Below are 14631 nucleotides of genomic sequence, written 5' to 3' on the forward strand. Positions count from 1 at the left end.
ATCGAGCGCGGCGCGCGCACCATCGAGCGGCCGGCCCAGTCGGTGCGGAAGGAGCCCGGCGCCACCGCGGTCACGCGGATTCCCAGCCCCGACACCTCCTGGTCCAGCGCCTCGGAAATGCCCTGCAGCGCGAACTTGCTGCCGGCGTAGTAGCTGACCCCGGGCAGGCCGACCAGGCCGGCCATCGAAGTGATGCTGATGATGCGGCCACGCCGCCGCGCCCGCATGCCCGGCAGCACCGCCTTCATCATCGCCACCGCGCCGAAGACGTTGACGTCGAACTGGCGCCGCAGCTCGTCCAGCGTCGATTCCTCCAGCGTGCCCTCGTGGCCGTAGCCCGCGTTGTTGACCAGCACGTCGATCGGGCCGAACCCGCTCTCCAGCGCGGCGACCGCGGGGGCGGCCTCCTCAAGGCGGGCCACGTCCAGCATCACCGGGCGGGCCCGGCCATGCAGCGCCAGGAAGGCGAGGGCATCGGCCTCGCTGCGGACGGTGCCGGCGACGGCATGGCCCTCGGCCAGCGCCGCCCGCGCCAGCGCCCGGCCGAAGCCGGAGCTGACGCCGGTGATCAGGAATCTCAGCATGATGTTCGGCCCTCGATCAGACGGTGGTGCTGCCGCGCGCGCTTGCGCTCTCAGGCCTTGCCTTGCGCGCGCCGTCGGCGGAACTCGAGCGCGGGCAGGCCGCCCCAGCCCCAGTTGTCGGTGTCGACCTCCTCGATCAGCACGAAGGTGCTGTCCGGCGCCTTGTTCAGCACCTTCTGCAGCAGCTCCGTGGCGCCGTGGATCAGGGCCGATTTCTCGGCCGCGGTCAGCGAGTCCGCGCCGGGCGTGGTGCCCTCGCGGGTGACCTGGATGGTGACGATGGGCATGGCGGCCTCCGCTCAGTGGCCGGCGGCTTGACCGCCGTCGACGTGGAGGATCTCGCCGGTGACGAAGGGCGCGTTGTCGAGGTAGACGACGGCGTTCACGATGTCCTCGATCTCGCCCATATGGCCCATCGGATGCAGGGCCGACAGGAAGCCGTGCGTCTCGGGTGCATGCATCGGCGTCTTGATGATGCCGGGCGCCACCGTGTTGAAGCGGATGCCGCGGCCGGCGTACTCGATCGCCAGCGAGCGGGTGACCGCGTTCAGGCTGCCCTTGGTCAGCGAGGCCAGGGCCGAGGGCACGTTCGAGTTGGCATGGTCCACCAGGCTGGTGCTGATGCTGACCACGTGGCCCGAACCGGCCTTCTCCATCGCCGCCACCGCCGCCTGCGTGATGTGGAAGAAGCCGGCCACGTTGGTGGCGATCTTGGCCTCGAAGTCCTGCTGCGTGTACTGCGTGAAGGGCTTGGCGATGAAGATGCCGGCGTTGTTGACCAGCAGGTCGATGCGGCCGAAACGGGCCAGGCCCTGCTCGACGACGCGTCGGGCGGTGTCCGGGTTGCCGATGTCGCCGGCCACGGCGAGCACGCCGGGATCGTTGGATGGCTGGATCGAACGCGAGGTGGCGATCACGCCGTAGCCGCGTTCGCGCAGGGCCTTGACGAGGCCGTCGCCGATGCCTTGCGAGGCGCCGGTGACGATGGCGACCTTGGCGGGATGCTGGGGTTGCTGATTGCTGCTCATGATGAGGTCCTTCTTTCTGTTGGGTTCGTTGAAGCGGTCGCTGTGATGACCGTGTCTCCAATCTAGTTCCGGCTGTCCCAAGAAAGAATGGACGCAGATCGGCAGACAGTCTTCCGTCTGACGGCGGGATCACCGTTCCCCCGCACGCGGCTCCTACACTCGGCGCCTAACGCCCAAACTCGACGCCACCACCGATGCCGCTGACCGTTCACGAAGGCTATGTCCCCGGTTGCATCGGCCGTGTCGTCGGCCTGCATGCGCGCTACTACGCCGAGCATTCCGGCTTCGGCCTGCCCTTCGAGGCGCGCGTGGCCGCGGAGATGGCCGCCTTCCTGCAGCGCTATGAGGCCGGGCGCGACGGCCTCTGGCTGGCCCTCGACGAGGCCGGCGAGGTGCAGGGCAGCGTGGCGCTGGACGGCCTGCATGCCGGCGAGGCCGGCGCTCACCTGCGCTGGTTCATCGTCGGCGACGCGGCGCGCGGCACCGGCATCGGCCGGCAGTTGCTGGCCCGCGCGGTGGCGCATGCCGACCGCTGCGGCTTCGGGCGCATCCATCTCTCCACCTTCGCGGGGCTGGACGCCGCGCGGCACCTCTACGAGAGCCAGGGCTTCCGCCTCGTGCAGCAGCAGGCGGGCGACCAGTGGGGCCGGGTCGTCGAGGAGCAGGTCTTCGAGCGCGAGCGGCCGGGATCATGACGATGAAGATCGCCGTCAGGCCCACCGCGGCGCTGTCGCCGGCCGACTGGGACGCCGTCTGGCACCTGACCGAGCGCTTCTACGCCTGCGAGCGCAGCTATGCCGAGGCACGGCTGCGCGAGCGGCAGCTGACGGCGCTGGTGCATGACGCCGACGGCGAGCTGGCCGGCATGGCCTCGATCGAGGTCATCCAGACCGACTTCGAGGACCGGCCGCTGACGGCGTTCTTCACCTCGCACGTGCTGCTGCGCGAGGACCTGCGCGGCCGCAACGTGCTGCAGCGCATCGGCCTGCGCGTCTACCTGGCCGAGCGGCTGCGGCATCCGCTGCGGGCGATCTACTGGTTCTTCGACACCTTCAGCTACAAGAGCTACCTGCTGCTGCCCAACAACTGCCGCGAGTTCTGGCCGCGCCACGACCGGCCCACGCCGCCGCGCCAGCTCGCGCTGATGGACCGGCTGGCCCGCCAGGTCTACGGCGCCGACTGGGACGCGCAGCGCGGCATCGTGCAGCGCTCGGGCAGGAAGCGCCTGCGCGCCGGCACCGCGCCGCTGACGCCCGACCTCGGCAGCGCCTCGCCGCACCTGGCCTTCTTCGCGCGCGCCAACCCGGGCCATGCGGAGGGCGACATGCTGGTCTGCCTGTGCCCGCTGACGCTGGCCAACTGGGCCCATGCGGCGGCCCGTGCGCTGGGGCGGATGCTGGCGAGGCGCAGGGATGCGCCGCGCACGCCGCTCGGTGGACATTCACACTGACGCTCCCGCACCCGGCCGCTACGATGCCCCGACAAGAAGAGGGGTGGGACGGTTCATGTGGAAGGCATTCATCAAGCGGCGGCCCGCGGGCTTCGCGCCGCGCGCGCTGGCGCTGGCGATCGACGCGCTGCTGCTGACGGCGCTGGCCGCGCCGCTGCTGTGGCTGGCCCATGGCGAGGCCCTGGCCCGCTGGAGCGACACGCGGCCGCTGAGCCTGCTGTGCAACTGGGGGCTGCCGGCGGTCTACTTCGTCGGCTTCTGGTCCTGGCAGGGCACGACGCCTGGCAAGGCCGCCGCCGGGCTGCGCGTCGTCGATGCGGACACCGGTGAGCGCCCCGGCCCGCTGCGCAGCCTGCTGCGGGGCCTCGGCTATATCGTCTCCGCGCTGCCGCTGGGCCTGGGCTTCCTGTGGGCGAAGTTCGACGGGGGCGGTCGCGCCTGGCATGACCGTCTCGCCGGCACCCGCGTCGTCTACCACCGCGAGCCGGCCGCCGATGAGGTAGACGGTTACCTGATCAGACACTGGCGCGGCGAGCAGGGCCTGGCGCGCAGCTTCTGGGTCAACAACGTGCTGCTCTCGCTGCCGCTGACCTGGGGCCTGAGCGCGCTGATGACCTGGATCGTGATGAAGGGCGACTCGCTGCAGGCGCTGGCCATCGCGGTGCTGCTGGGCTGGCCGCTGGCGCTGGCCTGCAACACCTGGTGCGTGATCGGCGGCTGGCGCGCCGCCGGGCGCTATCTGCAGGAGGGCGGCTCGCGGCTGTGGGGGCGGCTGGCGCGGCTGTCCATGGGCCTGGGCGTGCTGCAGATCCTGGCCACCGCGCTGCTGGGCTTCCTGCCCAGCGCCGGCGAATACTTCAAGATGGCGCGCGGCATCGACCCGATCGGCCAGGCCCGCATGGCGCTGTCGGCCGACGGGCGCAGCCTGCAGCTCGAAGGCCCGATCGGCATGGGCGACGCCGCCCGGCTCGGCACCCTGGTCGCCACCGCGCCGGGCCTGCGCACGGTGGAACTGGACTCGCCCGGCGGCCGCCTGGCCGAGGCCGAGCGCATGGTGGACCTGCTCAAGGCCCGCGGCGTGGCGACCCGCGCCACCGGCCCCTGCGAGAGCGCCTGCACGCTGGTCTTCCTGGCCGGCTCCAAGCGCGAGCTGAGGCCCGAGGGGCGGCTGGGTTTTCATCGCGCCTCCAGCGGCAGCTACAACCCCGTCTTCGACGAGATGGCCACCCAGCACCTGCTGAAGGTCTACCGCGGCATGGGCCTGCCGGAGGACTACATCGAGCGCACCGCCCACACCTCGCCGCGCAGCATGTGGTACCCCGAGCCGGACGACCTGGCAGCGCGCGCGCTGATCGAGCCGCCGTCGCGGACGCTGGCGGTGGTGCTGCCGCCGGCGGATGCTGCGGTGGCGGACTATGTGGATGCGCTGCGTGGCAACCCGGCCTGGTATCACCTGGATCAGCGCGAGCCCGGGACGATCGAGGCGGCGGCGGAGCGGATGCGTGCTGCGCGCGGTGCGAGTGGCGACGAGGCTGCGCAACTGGAGGGCCTGCGCGTGCTGAGCGGGCCGGTGCAGTCGCTGCTGGTGGGCAGCGCCCCTGCCTTGCGGCGGCGCTACATCGAGGTGCTGAAGGTGCAGATGCGGGCCGATCCCGAGCGGTGCCAGGTCTTGCTAGGCGGTGGGTTGGCGGGGCATCGCAGCCTGGATCCGGCGACGTTGGCGGCGGAGGCGGCGTGGTTGATCGAGGCGGCGGATGCGCAGCCGCCGCGGCGTACGCCCAAGGCGGCACCGACGGCGGTGGAGATGGAGGTGGTGCGGCGGACGGTGCGAGGCGTAGCGGTGCAGGGGTTGTTGGCGGGGGTGTGGGCGGAGCAGCCTGTGCCGGGGAGGGCGGTCAGTTGTGATAACGCGTTAGCTGCGTTGGGGCGGGTGGCGCAGTTGCCGGCGGCGCAGAGAGAGTTGGTGGAGAGGGTGTTGTTTCAGCCGGGGTGAGGGTTTGGTTGGTTTGCAGCGGCTCCGGTCCTTCGGCGTCGGACCGTGAACTCACGCAGCCGGGTACGAGCGGACCATCGCGGGCAGCGGCTTTTCGGGCGGGGCTCGAAGTTCGAATCATTGAGAGATCACGCCTGCCCCGCGTCTTATCAGGCGACACGCCCTCAAGAAATCGTCCGCTCGATCGGACGCCGGAATTGTGTTGAGCGACAACACATGCTGCGGACCGCTCGCTTGTCAGAAGCAGGTCGGAAAAACGGTACTTGGCGATAGCCAATTCCGCTGTATATCGATGACCTAGGCTAGACCAGCAGGGAACGCGCCTTCAGGCTCTTCGCGTTTAAGCAAGCGCTTAGTTACGGTCTCATTCATAACCATGCCATGTTCGATGACTAGTCCGATCGTTACTAGCACAGGTGCTGCGTTTGATGGTGCGCTTTCGACGGCTGATTGAAGTAGCGTTGAGATGCTCGGAACTATTACAAAGGAGGCAGGAATTCCAATCAAAAATTGCTTGCCTAGACTTGGTGAATCCTTTCCTGGTATTACCACTTTGCGGATAAATATGCCGAGGAAGTAAGCGATAAAGCAGAGCAGCCAAACAGTCATCTGAATCCAATTGACCTGCATCTTGGCCTCCTAGTTGTCGCGCGGTACGCCAACGAATCCGGCGGAACTAGGTCGCTTAATATATCCTCTCTTTTGGTCCTCGGGTACGTTCGAACCGAGTCTCTCGACCTCGATAAAGTCCTTGCCGATCACGAGTGCGCAGTTAACTCTGGTTTGGGATAATACCTTCACCTTTTCGCTCCTCGCAATTGATGCTAAGAGCGGGCCGTCACTACAGTATAGTCCGGTCGGAAGGCTCTGATACAATTTGACAGACTGTGTGGCCGTCAGTTGACGTCCTACCCAATTCTGCGCACTCACCACAGTCGTAACTGCGGTACATGCGACCACGATTAGAAGCTCGCGACCACTGCCCATCCTGAGCCTCCTTTGGTGCATCCTGTGGGTGCACCAGTTTCTCATCCGATTGTTGGCGCGAAATCCTCTGTTCTATGGAGGCAACCTCGCGGTATCGCCGTACGTCCTATGCGCTTGTCGGGTGCTAACGCATTCATTCTCGTCATGACGCGCCGCACCCGCCCACCCGATCGTCGATCGACTGCACTTGGGTCTGGGAACTGTGTATGTCGCTGATGGAGGGATCCCGATCAGTCAGCAAGCAAGTCGTGGAGTCCGCTCCCAGCATCAAACTGCCGTCGCTATGGCCCGCTTTGGCAATGCAGCGATTGCCGGCTGCCAACTCCCACTGCTGGCTTCCCGCCCAGAGGTCATACTGGGCGCCGCCGCGCTAGGACAGCGGTAGGGCGGCCGTTTGGCCCTCGATCGGAGTCGCAGTCATTCGCAGAACCTCAGCGGGCATTGCCTGGGGCGACCTGCGCATGCGCATGTCTTTGATCATGCGTTGACACAGGGTGTGCTGCCCTTGCGAATCAATGAGGCCATGGTTGCAGTTCCGTGGATGAACGAGGCAATTGTCTTGAACAGCCACTTCGCAGAATCAGGACTGCAGCGACGAACTTCGCTCTTGCCGGAGCGGCTTGGTCGGCCCATCGGCGACCTAGTTGATGATGTGACGATGTGGTTCAAATAGCCGACTGGCATGACCGAACAACGTACTCACCCGGGACCAAGAAGCGCTAGGCAGTGCTTTGTCCAAGCTAAAGGAATCCCGGACGGCACGCCCGCATGCTGACCTCATCCGCCGGTGGAGGCGGAAGACCGCGAAGTCTTCGATGTGGAGTTCAGCTTCAGGAGCTTGACGCTGTTGAGGTCCTTTTCGATGGCGCAAAGTAGCGTGTCAAAGCCAATTGCGCCGTCATTGAAAAGTCCTCTGCTAGATTGAAAATTCTTGGCGGCCTCAACAATCTCAGGCCGCAGAATTCCGTCGGGATTTTCCATTTCGAATGCTCTTTGAAGCCACATGACCTGAATCTTCAGGTGCTCGAAGGCAGGCGCAACGGCATATGGTCGCACGAGTTCTTGGGGTAAATTATTGATGGGCGAATTAAATCGCTCCTTCCATCCGAATAGACTTTGCAGGGTCTTCTCGTCGATAGCCCCGGTTGCTTCTAGTTCATATTTTTGTTGGTAATCTTTGATGGCTCGAAATGTATTGGCCCCAAGTACACCATCGACATGGTCTGGATAAACCTGTTCCATCTTGAGGACTTGCTGTATTTCTCGGATCTCCGAAGTAAATCCTAGATAAGGATCCATTGAGAATGTCAAATACTTGAAAGCATAAGTGAGAAAGCCGCCGACAGCTACCAGTAGTACCACGACAGAAGAGGCGAACATGCGTTTTATCATGGAGCCATTGCCACCCCTCATATATCCGAAGGCGTAAGCCACACACAGCCCTGTGATCGCAAAGAAGCAAAAGATGCTGGCGAACAGGGTGATCCTGATAAGCAGTTCCATGGCTCCTCCCTGAATTGGTTTTGCTGCCACATCAGAATCGTGAGCCCGTCAACAGCGGCCAACTCACTCAGCAAGCTGCTCACCGAACAGTGGCGCTTGAGCTACCTTCGGCTAGACGCGCTTTGAGCTATTGTGTCGAAGCCCGCCCGCACATGCTTATCGAGTAGGTGGATCTGGGCAATTGAAGAACCTGCGTCCGGCGTTGAATGGCTACAGGCTCACTGAATCTATTGAATTTGCGAAGATGCGGGTTTTAACCGGCGCGCCCTGCATGTGTATGGTCCACGTCTCGGCCCAGCATAGGCACTGCAACAGGTGCTCGCATCCTCAATAGTGGCGAGATCATGCGCCACCTAAGCGTTTTCTCAGGGCTACCCACACCGTCCGTGGATCTCGGCACACGCCCGAAAGTCCAGTTCTAAGTGCAGACCAGCAAGCCGGGCCACGGTGGACTCTATGACCGCTTGCCGTAGGTCGCCGACATTCGCCCTTCAAAGGCGAACGTCTCTTGCCAACCTCGACCAGGCATCAACCAAGCACACGTACGCAGTTGCCCCCGCAGTCCTTCACGGCCTGGCAACTGAACCCTGCAGCCCGAACTTAGGTCGTCGACGTCGTCGCCGCCCGCCGGATGCGATCCAGATACGCGTGCCCATCCGGCGGCAGCCCGCTGCGCTGCGACTCCCAGATCATCTGCCCGAGCGCCTCCATCGCCACATGGTGCGCCTCGTGCAGCGAGTTGCGCTTGGCGGCCAGCAGGTCGATCGCCTGGCGCACGCCGGTGGGCTGGTCGATGCCGCGCTGCTCGGTGATCGTCAGGTGCATGGACAGGTGCAGGAAGGGATTGGTGCGGCCGTCCTCGACGCTGTAGACGGCGGCCACCGCGGCTTCCTCGTCGGCCAGCTCGGCGTGGTACTCGGGGTGCTCCTGGATCCAGTCGGCGGCGATCGCCTCCATCGGGATCAGCGGGGCGCCGTCGCGCCACTTGCGATAGGTCTGGCAGAAGAAACGGCGGACTTCGATCTGGGACGGGGCGAACATGGGCTCAATTGTCGCCGCTGTCCTCGTCCCTGTCCCAGCTGTGCCTTTGCGGCCGGCGCGCGCGCGCCTGGCTGCGCTCCTGCGCGATCAGCTGCTCGAACTGCTGGCGGCCTTCCTTGGCCGCGGCGATGGTGGCGGCGCGGTCCTTGTACAGCGGCAGCATCACCTCCAGCTGCTCGACGCTGTGCTGGCGGAAGCGCCAGGCCAGGCGCCGGGCGGCGTGCGGCTCCCAGCCCAATAACTCCAGGACCGAGCGGGCACTCATCAGCGCGGAATCCAGCGTCTCGCGCTCGATCAGCGTGACGCCCAGCTCGCGCAGCCGGTAGTAGTGCTGTACGTTGCGGGCGCGGGCGACGACGGTCAGCTGCGGGAAGTTCTCCTTCGCCAGCTCGGCGATCTCGATGCTCTGCTCGATGTCGTCCACCGCGATCACCAGCACCTTGGCCTTGGCGGCACCGGCGGTGCGCAGCAGGTCCAGCCGCGTGGCGTCGCCGAAGAACACGCGCCAGTCGAAGCGGCGCAGCGATTCGACCGCCTCGGCGTCGTGGTCCAGCACGGTGGCGTCCAGCCCGTTGGCGAACAGCAGGCGGCCGACGATCTGCCCGTAGCGGCCGAAGCCGGCGATGATCACCGGCGCCTCCTGCTCGCCGTCCAGCTCGGCGCCGTGCGGCACGTGCTTGTGCGCCAGCTTCTTCACCAGCAGCCGGTCCGCGCCCTGCAGCAGCGCCGGCGTGACGGCCAGCGAGAGGGCCACGGCCGCGACCAGCGCCGAGTTCTGCCCGGCATCGATCAGGCCTGCGGCCTGGGCCAGCTGGAACACGACGAAGCCGAATTCGCCGCCCTGCGCCAGCAGGATCACGAACACCGGCCGCTCCAGCACCGGCATGCCCATCAGCCGGCTCATCACCACGAGCACGAGCGATTTGAGCGTCAGCAGCGCGCAGAGGATGGCCAGCACCAGCAGCGGATGGTGGACCACCACGCCCAGGTCCAGCCCCATGCCCACGGCCATGAAGAACAGGCCCAGCAGCAGGCCCTTGAAGGGCTCCAGGTCGGTCTCCAGCTCGCGCCGGTACTCGCTCTCGGCCAGCAGCACGCCGGCCAGGAAGGCGCCCATCGCCATCGACAGGCCCACCAGGTGCATCAGCGAGGCGGTGCCGATGACGAGCAGCAGCGCGGCGGCGGTGAAGATCTCGGGCGTGCCGCTGCGGGCGATCCACTGGAAGGCGGGCCGCAACGCGAGCCGCCCGCCGAAGACGATGGCGACGACCATCGCGATGGCCTTGCCGGCTTCCAGCCAGCCGTTGCCGTCTGCGTGTTCCACCGCGCCGCCGCTGGCCGCGACGATGGGCACGACCGCCAGCACCGGGATCGCCGCGATGTCCTGCAGCAGCGAGACCGAGAGCACGCTCTGGCCGGCGGTGGTGCGGCCCAGGTTGCGCTCGGCCAGCACCGCCATCGCCACGGCGGTGGAGGACATCGCCAGGCCCAGGCTGGCCACCAGTGCCACCGGCCAGTTAAAGCCCAGCAGCACGGCCAGCGCCATCAGCAGCGTGGCCGAGCCCAGCAGCTGCACGGTGCCCCAGCCGAAGATCGGGCGGCGCATCGCCCACAGCCGCTTGGGCTCCAGCTCCAGGCCGACCAGGAACATCATCAGCACCACGCCGAACTCGGCCACCTCGAGGATGGTGCCCGGGTCGTCGATGACGCCCAGCACGCTCGGACCGACGACCACGCCGGCCACCAGGTAGCCGAGGATGGAGCCCAGCCGCAGCCAGCGCGCCAGCGGCACGGTGATCACCGCGGCGGCGAGGAAGACGAGGGGGAGGTGGATCCAGTTGCCGTGCTCGCCCATCTCAGTTGCCCTCTCCATCGAGGGAGCTGAAGAGGGCGGGGCGTTCGTCCAGCGGCACCTCGGGCTCGGCTTCCAGCGGCACGGCTGTCGCCCAGGCGGGGTAGTCCAGCAGGCGCTTGCCGAAGGCGTGGCCGTGGGCGTCGATCTGCGCGTCCGTCAGGCGGTGGGCGTCGTGCACGACCAGCGGCGGCAGCCAGCGCATGCCGCAGAGCAGGGCGGTGCGCTCGTAGGGCAGCAGGAAGGTCTCGATCGGGTGGCCGTGGTGGCCGCCGGTGCTGTAGGCCTCGGCGCTGCCGCCGGCGGACGTCGCGACCCACAGGTCCTTGCCGCGCAAGGCCTGACCCCCGGGCCCGTAGGCCCAGCCGAACTTGAGCACCTCGTCGATCCACAGCTTCAGCAGCGCAGGCATGCCGTACCAGTGCAGCGGATGCAGCAGCACGACGAGGCGGGCGCCTTCCAGCGCGCGCTGCTCGGCCTCCGCGTTGATCGCGTAGTCGGGGTAGAGACGGTAGAGATCGCGCACCTCGATCAGCCGGTCGGCGCAGGCGAAGGCAGCGTCCAGCAGGGTGTGGGTGATGTGGGACTGCGCGAGGTCGGGGTGGGCGGCGAGGATCAGGATGTCGGCCATGGGCGCAAGGGTAACTGACGAGAGTGGGCGCATTGCCGCGCCTCGCAGGCCGCGGCTAACATGAACCGAAACAACGGAGGAACGCCATGCCCGTGATCCTGGTCGCCAACCCGAAGGGCGGCGTCGGCAAGAGCACGCTCTCCAGCAACGTGGCCGGCTACCTGGCGCGGCGCGGGCACCGGGTGATGCTGGGCGATGCGGACCGGCAGCAGTCGGCGCGGCGCTGGCTCGAGCTGCGGCCCGCGGGGCTGCCGAAGATCGAGACCTGGGACATCGACGGCGGGCGCGGCACGGTCAAGCCGCCCAAGGGCGTCAGCCATGTGGTGATCGACTCGCCGGCCGGGCTCAAGGGGGGCCGGCTGCAGGCGCTGTACGGCGTGGCCGATCGCATCGTGATTCCCTTGCAGCCGAGCCTGTTTGACATCCAGGCGACATATGACTTCGTCCAGGCCCTGCATGATCTGCGCCGGGAGTCGGGCCACAAGCCGAAGCTGGCGATCGTGGCGACGCGCGCCAAGGAGCACACGCTGTCCAACGAGCAGCTGCAGCACTTCCTGCACGAGCTGGGCGTGCCGGTGCTGGCCACGCTGCGCGACACGCAGAACTACGTGCAGCTGGCGGCGCGCGGCCTGACCCTGTGGGACGTGGCGCCCGGCCGGGTCGAGCGCGACCTGGCGCAGTGGGAGCCGCTGACCGCCTGGCTGGACAACAACTGAGGAAAGACAAGGACCGATGCGTACTTTCGAGAAGCTGGCCGACCTGGCCGGCCTGGTGGGGCAGGAACTGGGCGTGACCGACTGGATGGCGATCGACCAGACCCGCATCCAGCAGTTCGCCGATGCCACCGACGACCAGCAATGGATACACACCGACCCGGCCCGCGCCGCGGCCGGCCCGTTCAAGACGACGATCGCACACGGCTTCCTCACGCTGAGCCTGCTGCCGACCTTCTTCGCCCACGCCTACAAGGTGGCCGACACGCGCATGGGCATCAACTACGGGCTGAACAAGGTGCGCTTCCCGGCGCCGGTGCCGGTGGACAGCCGGCTGCGCGCGCGCTTCAAGCTGCTGAGCTTCGAGGCCATCACCGGCGGGGCGCAACTGGCGGTGGAGGTGACGGTGGAGCGCGAGGGCTCGGACAAGCCGGTCTGCGTGACGGAGTCGCTGACGCGGCAGTTCACCTGACGGGCTCGCCTATCATCGGCGGTCCAACCACCGCGCCCGCCCATGAAGGTACTGCTTGTCGACGACCACCCGCTGATCCTCTCGGCCTTGCAGACCGTGATCGAGGGCCTGGACCGGGAGGTCGAGGTGGTCGGCGTCGAGAGCGCCGCGCAGGCGCGCGAGGCGCTGGGCGGAACGCCGGGCTTCCAGCTGGCGCTGCTGGACCTGCAGCTCGGTGATGCCGACGGCTTCGAGCTGATGGCCGAGATGCGGGCGGCCCATCCGGAGCTGCCGGTGGTGGTGGTCTCTGCGTCCGACCGTACCAGCGACGTGATCCGCGCGATCGACCAGGGCGCGATGGGTTTCATCCCCAAGCGCAGCAGCACCGAAGCGCTGGCCCAGGCGCTGAAGCTGGTGATGGCGGGTGGCATCTACGTGCCGTCGATGAACCTGGGCGGCGATGCCGTGCCGGCCGGCGATGCCGACGGCCGGCTGCGCCAGATCCGCGAGCATGCGATGGCCCCCGGCTACCAGCAGCCCGAGCTGCTGCAGGACCTGGCGCTGACGCCGCGGCAGAACGAGGTGCTGGCGCTGCTGCTGCAGGGCAAGCCCAACAAGATCATCGCCCGCGAGCTGGGCGTGACGGTGGACACCATCAAGGACCACGTCGCCGCGGTGCTGAAGGCGCTGGGCGTCAGCTCGCGCACGCAGGCGGTGCTGGCGGTGGGGCAGATGGCGCGGGCGCCGTCGCGATGAAGATTCGTCCCGCAACCCAGGCCGACTTCCCGTCGGTGCTCGCGCTCAATGAGGAGTCGGTCCGCTTCCTGAGCCCGATGTCCGCCGAGCGCCTGGTCGAGCTGGACACACAGGCTGCCGTCCATCAGGTCGTCGAGGAGGGCGGCCAGGTCGTCGCCTTCCTGCTGGCGTTCCGCGAGGGCGCGCGATACGACAGCATCAACTACCGATGGTTCGCCGATCGCTACGCGCGTTTCCTGTATGTCGATCGGGTGGTCGTTTCCGGCCGGCTTCAGGCCAAGGGGGCGGGCACGCGGCTCTACGAGCATGTGTTCGCCCATGCCGCTGAAGCTGAGGTGCCGCTGGTGGTCTGCGAGTTCGATGTGGAACCGCCCAACCCGGTGTCGGAGCGCTTCCATGCCCGCTTCGGCTTCCGGGAGGTCGGGCGCCAGGTGGTGGCCGGCGGCGCCAAGGTGGTGTCGCTGCAGGCCGCTCCGGCGCAGCGTCAGCTCGGCGAGTAGGCCAGCCGCACGTAGATCGGCGCGAAGGCCTCGGCCTGAGTGATCTCCAGCAGCCGCTCGCGGGCCAGTTCCAGCATCGCGATGAAGGTCACGACCAGCACCTGCTGGCCGCGCTCCACTTCGAACAGCTTCTCGAACTCGACGAACTTCTGCCCCTGCAGGCGGCGCAGCACGATGCTCATGTGCTCGCGCACCGAGAGCTGCTCGCGGGTGATCTTGTGGTGCTGAACGAGCTTGGCGCGGCGCAGGATGTCCAGCCAGGCGTCGCGCAGGTCGTTGGTGTCGACGTCGGGGAAGCGCGGGGTCAGGCTTTGCTCGATGTGGACCTGGGCGCGCAGGAAGTCGCGGCCCAGCACCGGCATCGCGTCCAGCCGGGCGGCGGCCAGCTTGATGCGCTCGTACTCCAGCAGCCGGCGCACCAGCTCGGCCCGCGGGTCCTCGGGCTCGCTGCCGTCCTCGGTCTTCCGGGGCGGCAGCAGCATGCGCGACTTGATCTCGATCAGCATCGCCGCCATCAGCAGGTATTCGCTGGCCAGCTCCAGATTGCTCTTGCGCAGCTGGTCCACGTAGCTGAGGTACTGCCGCGTGACGTCGGCCAGCGGGATGTCGAGGATGTTGAAGTTCTGCTTGCGGATCAGGTAGAGCAGCAGGTCCAGCGGGCCCTCGAAGGCCTCGAGGAAGACCTCCAGCGCGTCCGGCGGGATGTACAGGTCCAGCGGCAGCTGGAACAGCGGCTCGCCGTAGAGGCGGGCCAGGGCGACGCTGTCGACGACCTCGGGCAGGCCGAGGACTGCCTCGTCAGCCGGCATTTCGGGCCGAGCGCCGGGCCGCCCCAAGCCGGCCCGTCTGGCGATGTGCTTGCGGCTCGATGCCGCAAGCATCGCCGTCCCCTCGGGGGACCGGCCAGCGTACTCGCTGGACGAGGGGCTTCATGTCAGTGGGATTTGGTCTGGTAGACGTAGGGCTGCTGCTCGACGCGGGCGGTCTCGTAGTCGGCCTGGGCGCTGCGGTCCACGTTCTTGTCCCACAGCAGGCCACGGCCAGCGCGCTGCTCGGCTTCCAGCGAGGGCTTCTTGGCCTTCAGCTCGTCGATGAACTGGGTGACGTCGGACTTGTAGGGCTTCCAGAAGAGGGGCATGGCG

The 14631-nt window shown here is 67.2% G+C and carries 17 protein-coding genes; 7 read left to right on the top strand and 10 right to left on the bottom strand.

Annotated elements, in window-relative coordinates; genetic code table 11:
- From B0W88_RS04990 to B0W88_RS05000, 3 genes are all read right to left on the bottom strand, one after another.
- The coding region (locus B0W88_RS04990; protein ID WP_077033558.1) for an oxidoreductase at positions 1-584 on the bottom strand (584 nt) is incomplete at its 3' end.
- Positions 585-634: 50 nt separating this feature from the next.
- Positions 635-871 (bottom strand): 4-oxalocrotonate tautomerase family protein, encoded by a 237-nt coding sequence (locus B0W88_RS04995; RefSeq protein WP_077033559.1) that lies wholly within the window; start codon positions 869-871, stop codon positions 635-637.
- A 12-nt stretch (positions 872-883) separates the two neighbouring features.
- Positions 884-1612 carry an SDR family NAD(P)-dependent oxidoreductase gene (locus B0W88_RS05000; RefSeq protein ID WP_077033560.1) on the bottom strand — a complete coding sequence of 243 codons (729 nt, stop codon included), beginning with the start codon at positions 1610-1612 and terminating at the stop codon, positions 884-886.
- A 194-nt stretch (positions 1613-1806) separates the two neighbouring features.
- Between B0W88_RS05000 and B0W88_RS05005 the strand changes: the two genes are divergently transcribed.
- From B0W88_RS05005 to B0W88_RS05015, 3 genes are read left to right on the top strand one after another with little or no spacing between them, the layout of a single operon-like run.
- Positions 1807-2307 (top strand): GNAT family N-acetyltransferase, encoded by a 501-nt coding sequence (locus tag B0W88_RS05005; protein WP_077033561.1) that lies wholly within the window; start codon positions 1807-1809, stop codon positions 2305-2307.
- Complete coding sequence (locus tag B0W88_RS05010; RefSeq protein WP_077033562.1) at positions 2304-3062, top strand: hypothetical protein; 759 nt, start codon at positions 2304-2306, stop codon at positions 3060-3062. The genes B0W88_RS05005 and B0W88_RS05010 overlap by 4 nt, the downstream gene beginning before the upstream one ends.
- Before the next feature lie 55 nt (positions 3063-3117).
- Entirely contained in the window at positions 3118-5055 is a 1938-nt protein-coding gene (locus B0W88_RS05015; RefSeq protein WP_077033563.1) for an RDD family protein, read from the top strand.
- A 297-nt stretch (positions 5056-5352) separates the two neighbouring features.
- Here B0W88_RS05015 and B0W88_RS32880 read toward each other — a convergent pair whose 3' ends face one another.
- From B0W88_RS32880 to B0W88_RS05035, 5 genes are all read right to left on the bottom strand, one after another.
- Positions 5353-5685 carry a hypothetical protein gene (locus B0W88_RS32880; RefSeq protein ID WP_144006616.1) on the bottom strand — a complete coding sequence of 111 codons (333 nt, stop codon included), beginning with the start codon at positions 5683-5685 and terminating at the stop codon, positions 5353-5355.
- Positions 5686-6819: 1134 nt separating this feature from the next.
- A complete protein-coding gene (locus B0W88_RS05020) occupies positions 6820-7545 on the bottom strand; it encodes a peptidoglycan-binding protein (RefSeq protein WP_077033564.1) in 726 nt (241 codons plus the stop codon).
- Between the two features lie 600 nt (positions 7546-8145).
- Positions 8146-8586, bottom strand: a complete 441-nt coding sequence (locus tag B0W88_RS05025; protein ID WP_077033565.1) for a DUF1841 family protein — start codon at positions 8584-8586, stop codon at positions 8146-8148.
- 4 nt (positions 8587-8590) lie between these two features.
- Complete coding sequence (gene kefC, locus B0W88_RS05030) at positions 8591-10459, bottom strand: glutathione-regulated potassium-efflux system protein KefC (RefSeq protein ID WP_233151626.1); 1869 nt, start codon at positions 10457-10459, stop codon at positions 8591-8593.
- Positions 10443-11069: an NAD(P)H-dependent oxidoreductase gene (locus tag B0W88_RS05035; protein WP_158080801.1), complete on the bottom strand. Its 627-nt coding sequence runs from the start codon at positions 11067-11069 to the stop codon at positions 10443-10445. The genes kefC and B0W88_RS05035 overlap by 17 nt, the downstream gene beginning before the upstream one ends.
- Positions 11070-11155: 86 nt before the next feature.
- Here B0W88_RS05035 and B0W88_RS05040 point away from each other — a divergent pair, with 86 nt between their 5' ends.
- From B0W88_RS05040 to B0W88_RS05055, 4 genes are read left to right on the top strand one after another with little or no spacing between them, the layout of a single operon-like run.
- Entirely contained in the window at positions 11156-11785 is a 630-nt protein-coding gene (locus B0W88_RS05040; RefSeq protein WP_077033568.1) for a ParA family protein, read from the top strand.
- A 16-nt stretch (positions 11786-11801) separates the two neighbouring features.
- Positions 11802-12254, top strand: a complete 453-nt coding sequence (locus B0W88_RS05045) for a MaoC family dehydratase (RefSeq protein ID WP_077033569.1) — start codon at positions 11802-11804, stop codon at positions 12252-12254.
- 42 nt (positions 12255-12296) lie between these two features.
- Positions 12297-12989 carry a response regulator transcription factor gene (locus B0W88_RS05050; RefSeq protein WP_077033570.1) on the top strand — a complete coding sequence of 231 codons (693 nt, stop codon included), beginning with the start codon at positions 12297-12299 and terminating at the stop codon, positions 12987-12989.
- On the top strand, positions 12986-13489 hold the full coding sequence (locus B0W88_RS05055) for a GNAT family N-acetyltransferase (RefSeq protein ID WP_077033571.1): 504 nt from the start codon (positions 12986-12988) through the stop codon (positions 13487-13489). Before B0W88_RS05050 ends, B0W88_RS05055 begins: the two co-directional genes overlap by 4 nt.
- Here B0W88_RS05055 and B0W88_RS05060 read toward each other — a convergent pair.
- The gene (locus B0W88_RS05060; protein ID WP_077033572.1) at positions 13474-14298 is read right to left on the bottom strand and encodes a ScpA family protein; all 825 of its coding nucleotides are present in this window, start codon (positions 14296-14298) and stop codon (positions 13474-13476) included. The two genes, B0W88_RS05055 and B0W88_RS05060, sit on opposite strands and share 16 nt — an antisense overlap.
- A gap of 125 nt (positions 14299-14423) precedes the next feature.
- Positions 14424-14627 (bottom strand): DUF3460 family protein, encoded by a 204-nt coding sequence (locus B0W88_RS05065; RefSeq protein WP_077033573.1) that lies wholly within the window; start codon positions 14625-14627, stop codon positions 14424-14426.
- Positions 14628-14631 lie beyond the last annotated feature (4 nt).

The sequence above is a fragment of the Pelomonas sp. KK5 genome, from assembly GCF_001984095.1.
Classification (GTDB): Bacteria; Pseudomonadota; Gammaproteobacteria; order Burkholderiales; family Burkholderiaceae_C; genus KK5.

Excerpts from the sequence above, each read along its gene's own strand:
- B0W88_RS04995 (WP_077033559.1), bottom strand. The coding sequence starts at position 871 with ATGCCCATCGTCACCATCCAGGTCACCCGCGAGGGCACCACGCCCGGC.
- B0W88_RS05015 (WP_077033563.1), top strand. The coding sequence starts at position 3,118 with ATGTGGAAGGCATTCATCAAGCGGCGGCCCGCGGGCTTCGCGCCGCGC.
- B0W88_RS05005 (WP_077033561.1), top strand. The coding sequence starts at position 1,807 with ATGCCGCTGACCGTTCACGAAGGCTATGTCCCCGGTTGCATCGGCCGT.
- B0W88_RS05000 (WP_077033560.1), bottom strand. The coding sequence starts at position 1,612 with ATGAGCAGCAATCAGCAACCCCAGCATCCCGCCAAGGTCGCCATCGTC.
- kefC (WP_233151626.1), bottom strand. The coding sequence starts at position 10,459 with ATGGAGAGGGCAACTGAGATGGGCGAGCACGGCAACTGGATCCACCTC.
- B0W88_RS05065 (WP_077033573.1), bottom strand. The coding sequence starts at position 14,627 with ATGCCCCTCTTCTGGAAGCCCTACAAGTCCGACGTCACCCAGTTCATC.
- B0W88_RS05040 (WP_077033568.1), top strand. The coding sequence starts at position 11,156 with ATGCCCGTGATCCTGGTCGCCAACCCGAAGGGCGGCGTCGGCAAGAGC.
- B0W88_RS05020 (WP_077033564.1), bottom strand. The coding sequence starts at position 7,545 with ATGGAACTGCTTATCAGGATCACCCTGTTCGCCAGCATCTTTTGCTTC.
- B0W88_RS05025 (WP_077033565.1), bottom strand. The coding sequence starts at position 8,586 with ATGTTCGCCCCGTCCCAGATCGAAGTCCGCCGTTTCTTCTGCCAGACC.
- B0W88_RS05010 (WP_077033562.1), top strand. The coding sequence starts at position 2,304 with ATGACGATGAAGATCGCCGTCAGGCCCACCGCGGCGCTGTCGCCGGCC.
- B0W88_RS32880 (WP_144006616.1), bottom strand. The coding sequence starts at position 5,685 with ATGCAGGTCAATTGGATTCAGATGACTGTTTGGCTGCTCTGCTTTATC.
- B0W88_RS05035 (WP_158080801.1), bottom strand. The coding sequence starts at position 11,069 with ATGGCCGACATCCTGATCCTCGCCGCCCACCCCGACCTCGCGCAGTCC.
- B0W88_RS05050 (WP_077033570.1), top strand. The coding sequence starts at position 12,297 with ATGAAGGTACTGCTTGTCGACGACCACCCGCTGATCCTCTCGGCCTTG.
- B0W88_RS05045 (WP_077033569.1), top strand. The coding sequence starts at position 11,802 with ATGCGTACTTTCGAGAAGCTGGCCGACCTGGCCGGCCTGGTGGGGCAG.
- B0W88_RS05055 (WP_077033571.1), top strand. The coding sequence starts at position 12,986 with ATGAAGATTCGTCCCGCAACCCAGGCCGACTTCCCGTCGGTGCTCGCG.
- B0W88_RS05060 (WP_077033572.1), bottom strand. The coding sequence starts at position 14,298 with ATGCCGGCTGACGAGGCAGTCCTCGGCCTGCCCGAGGTCGTCGACAGC.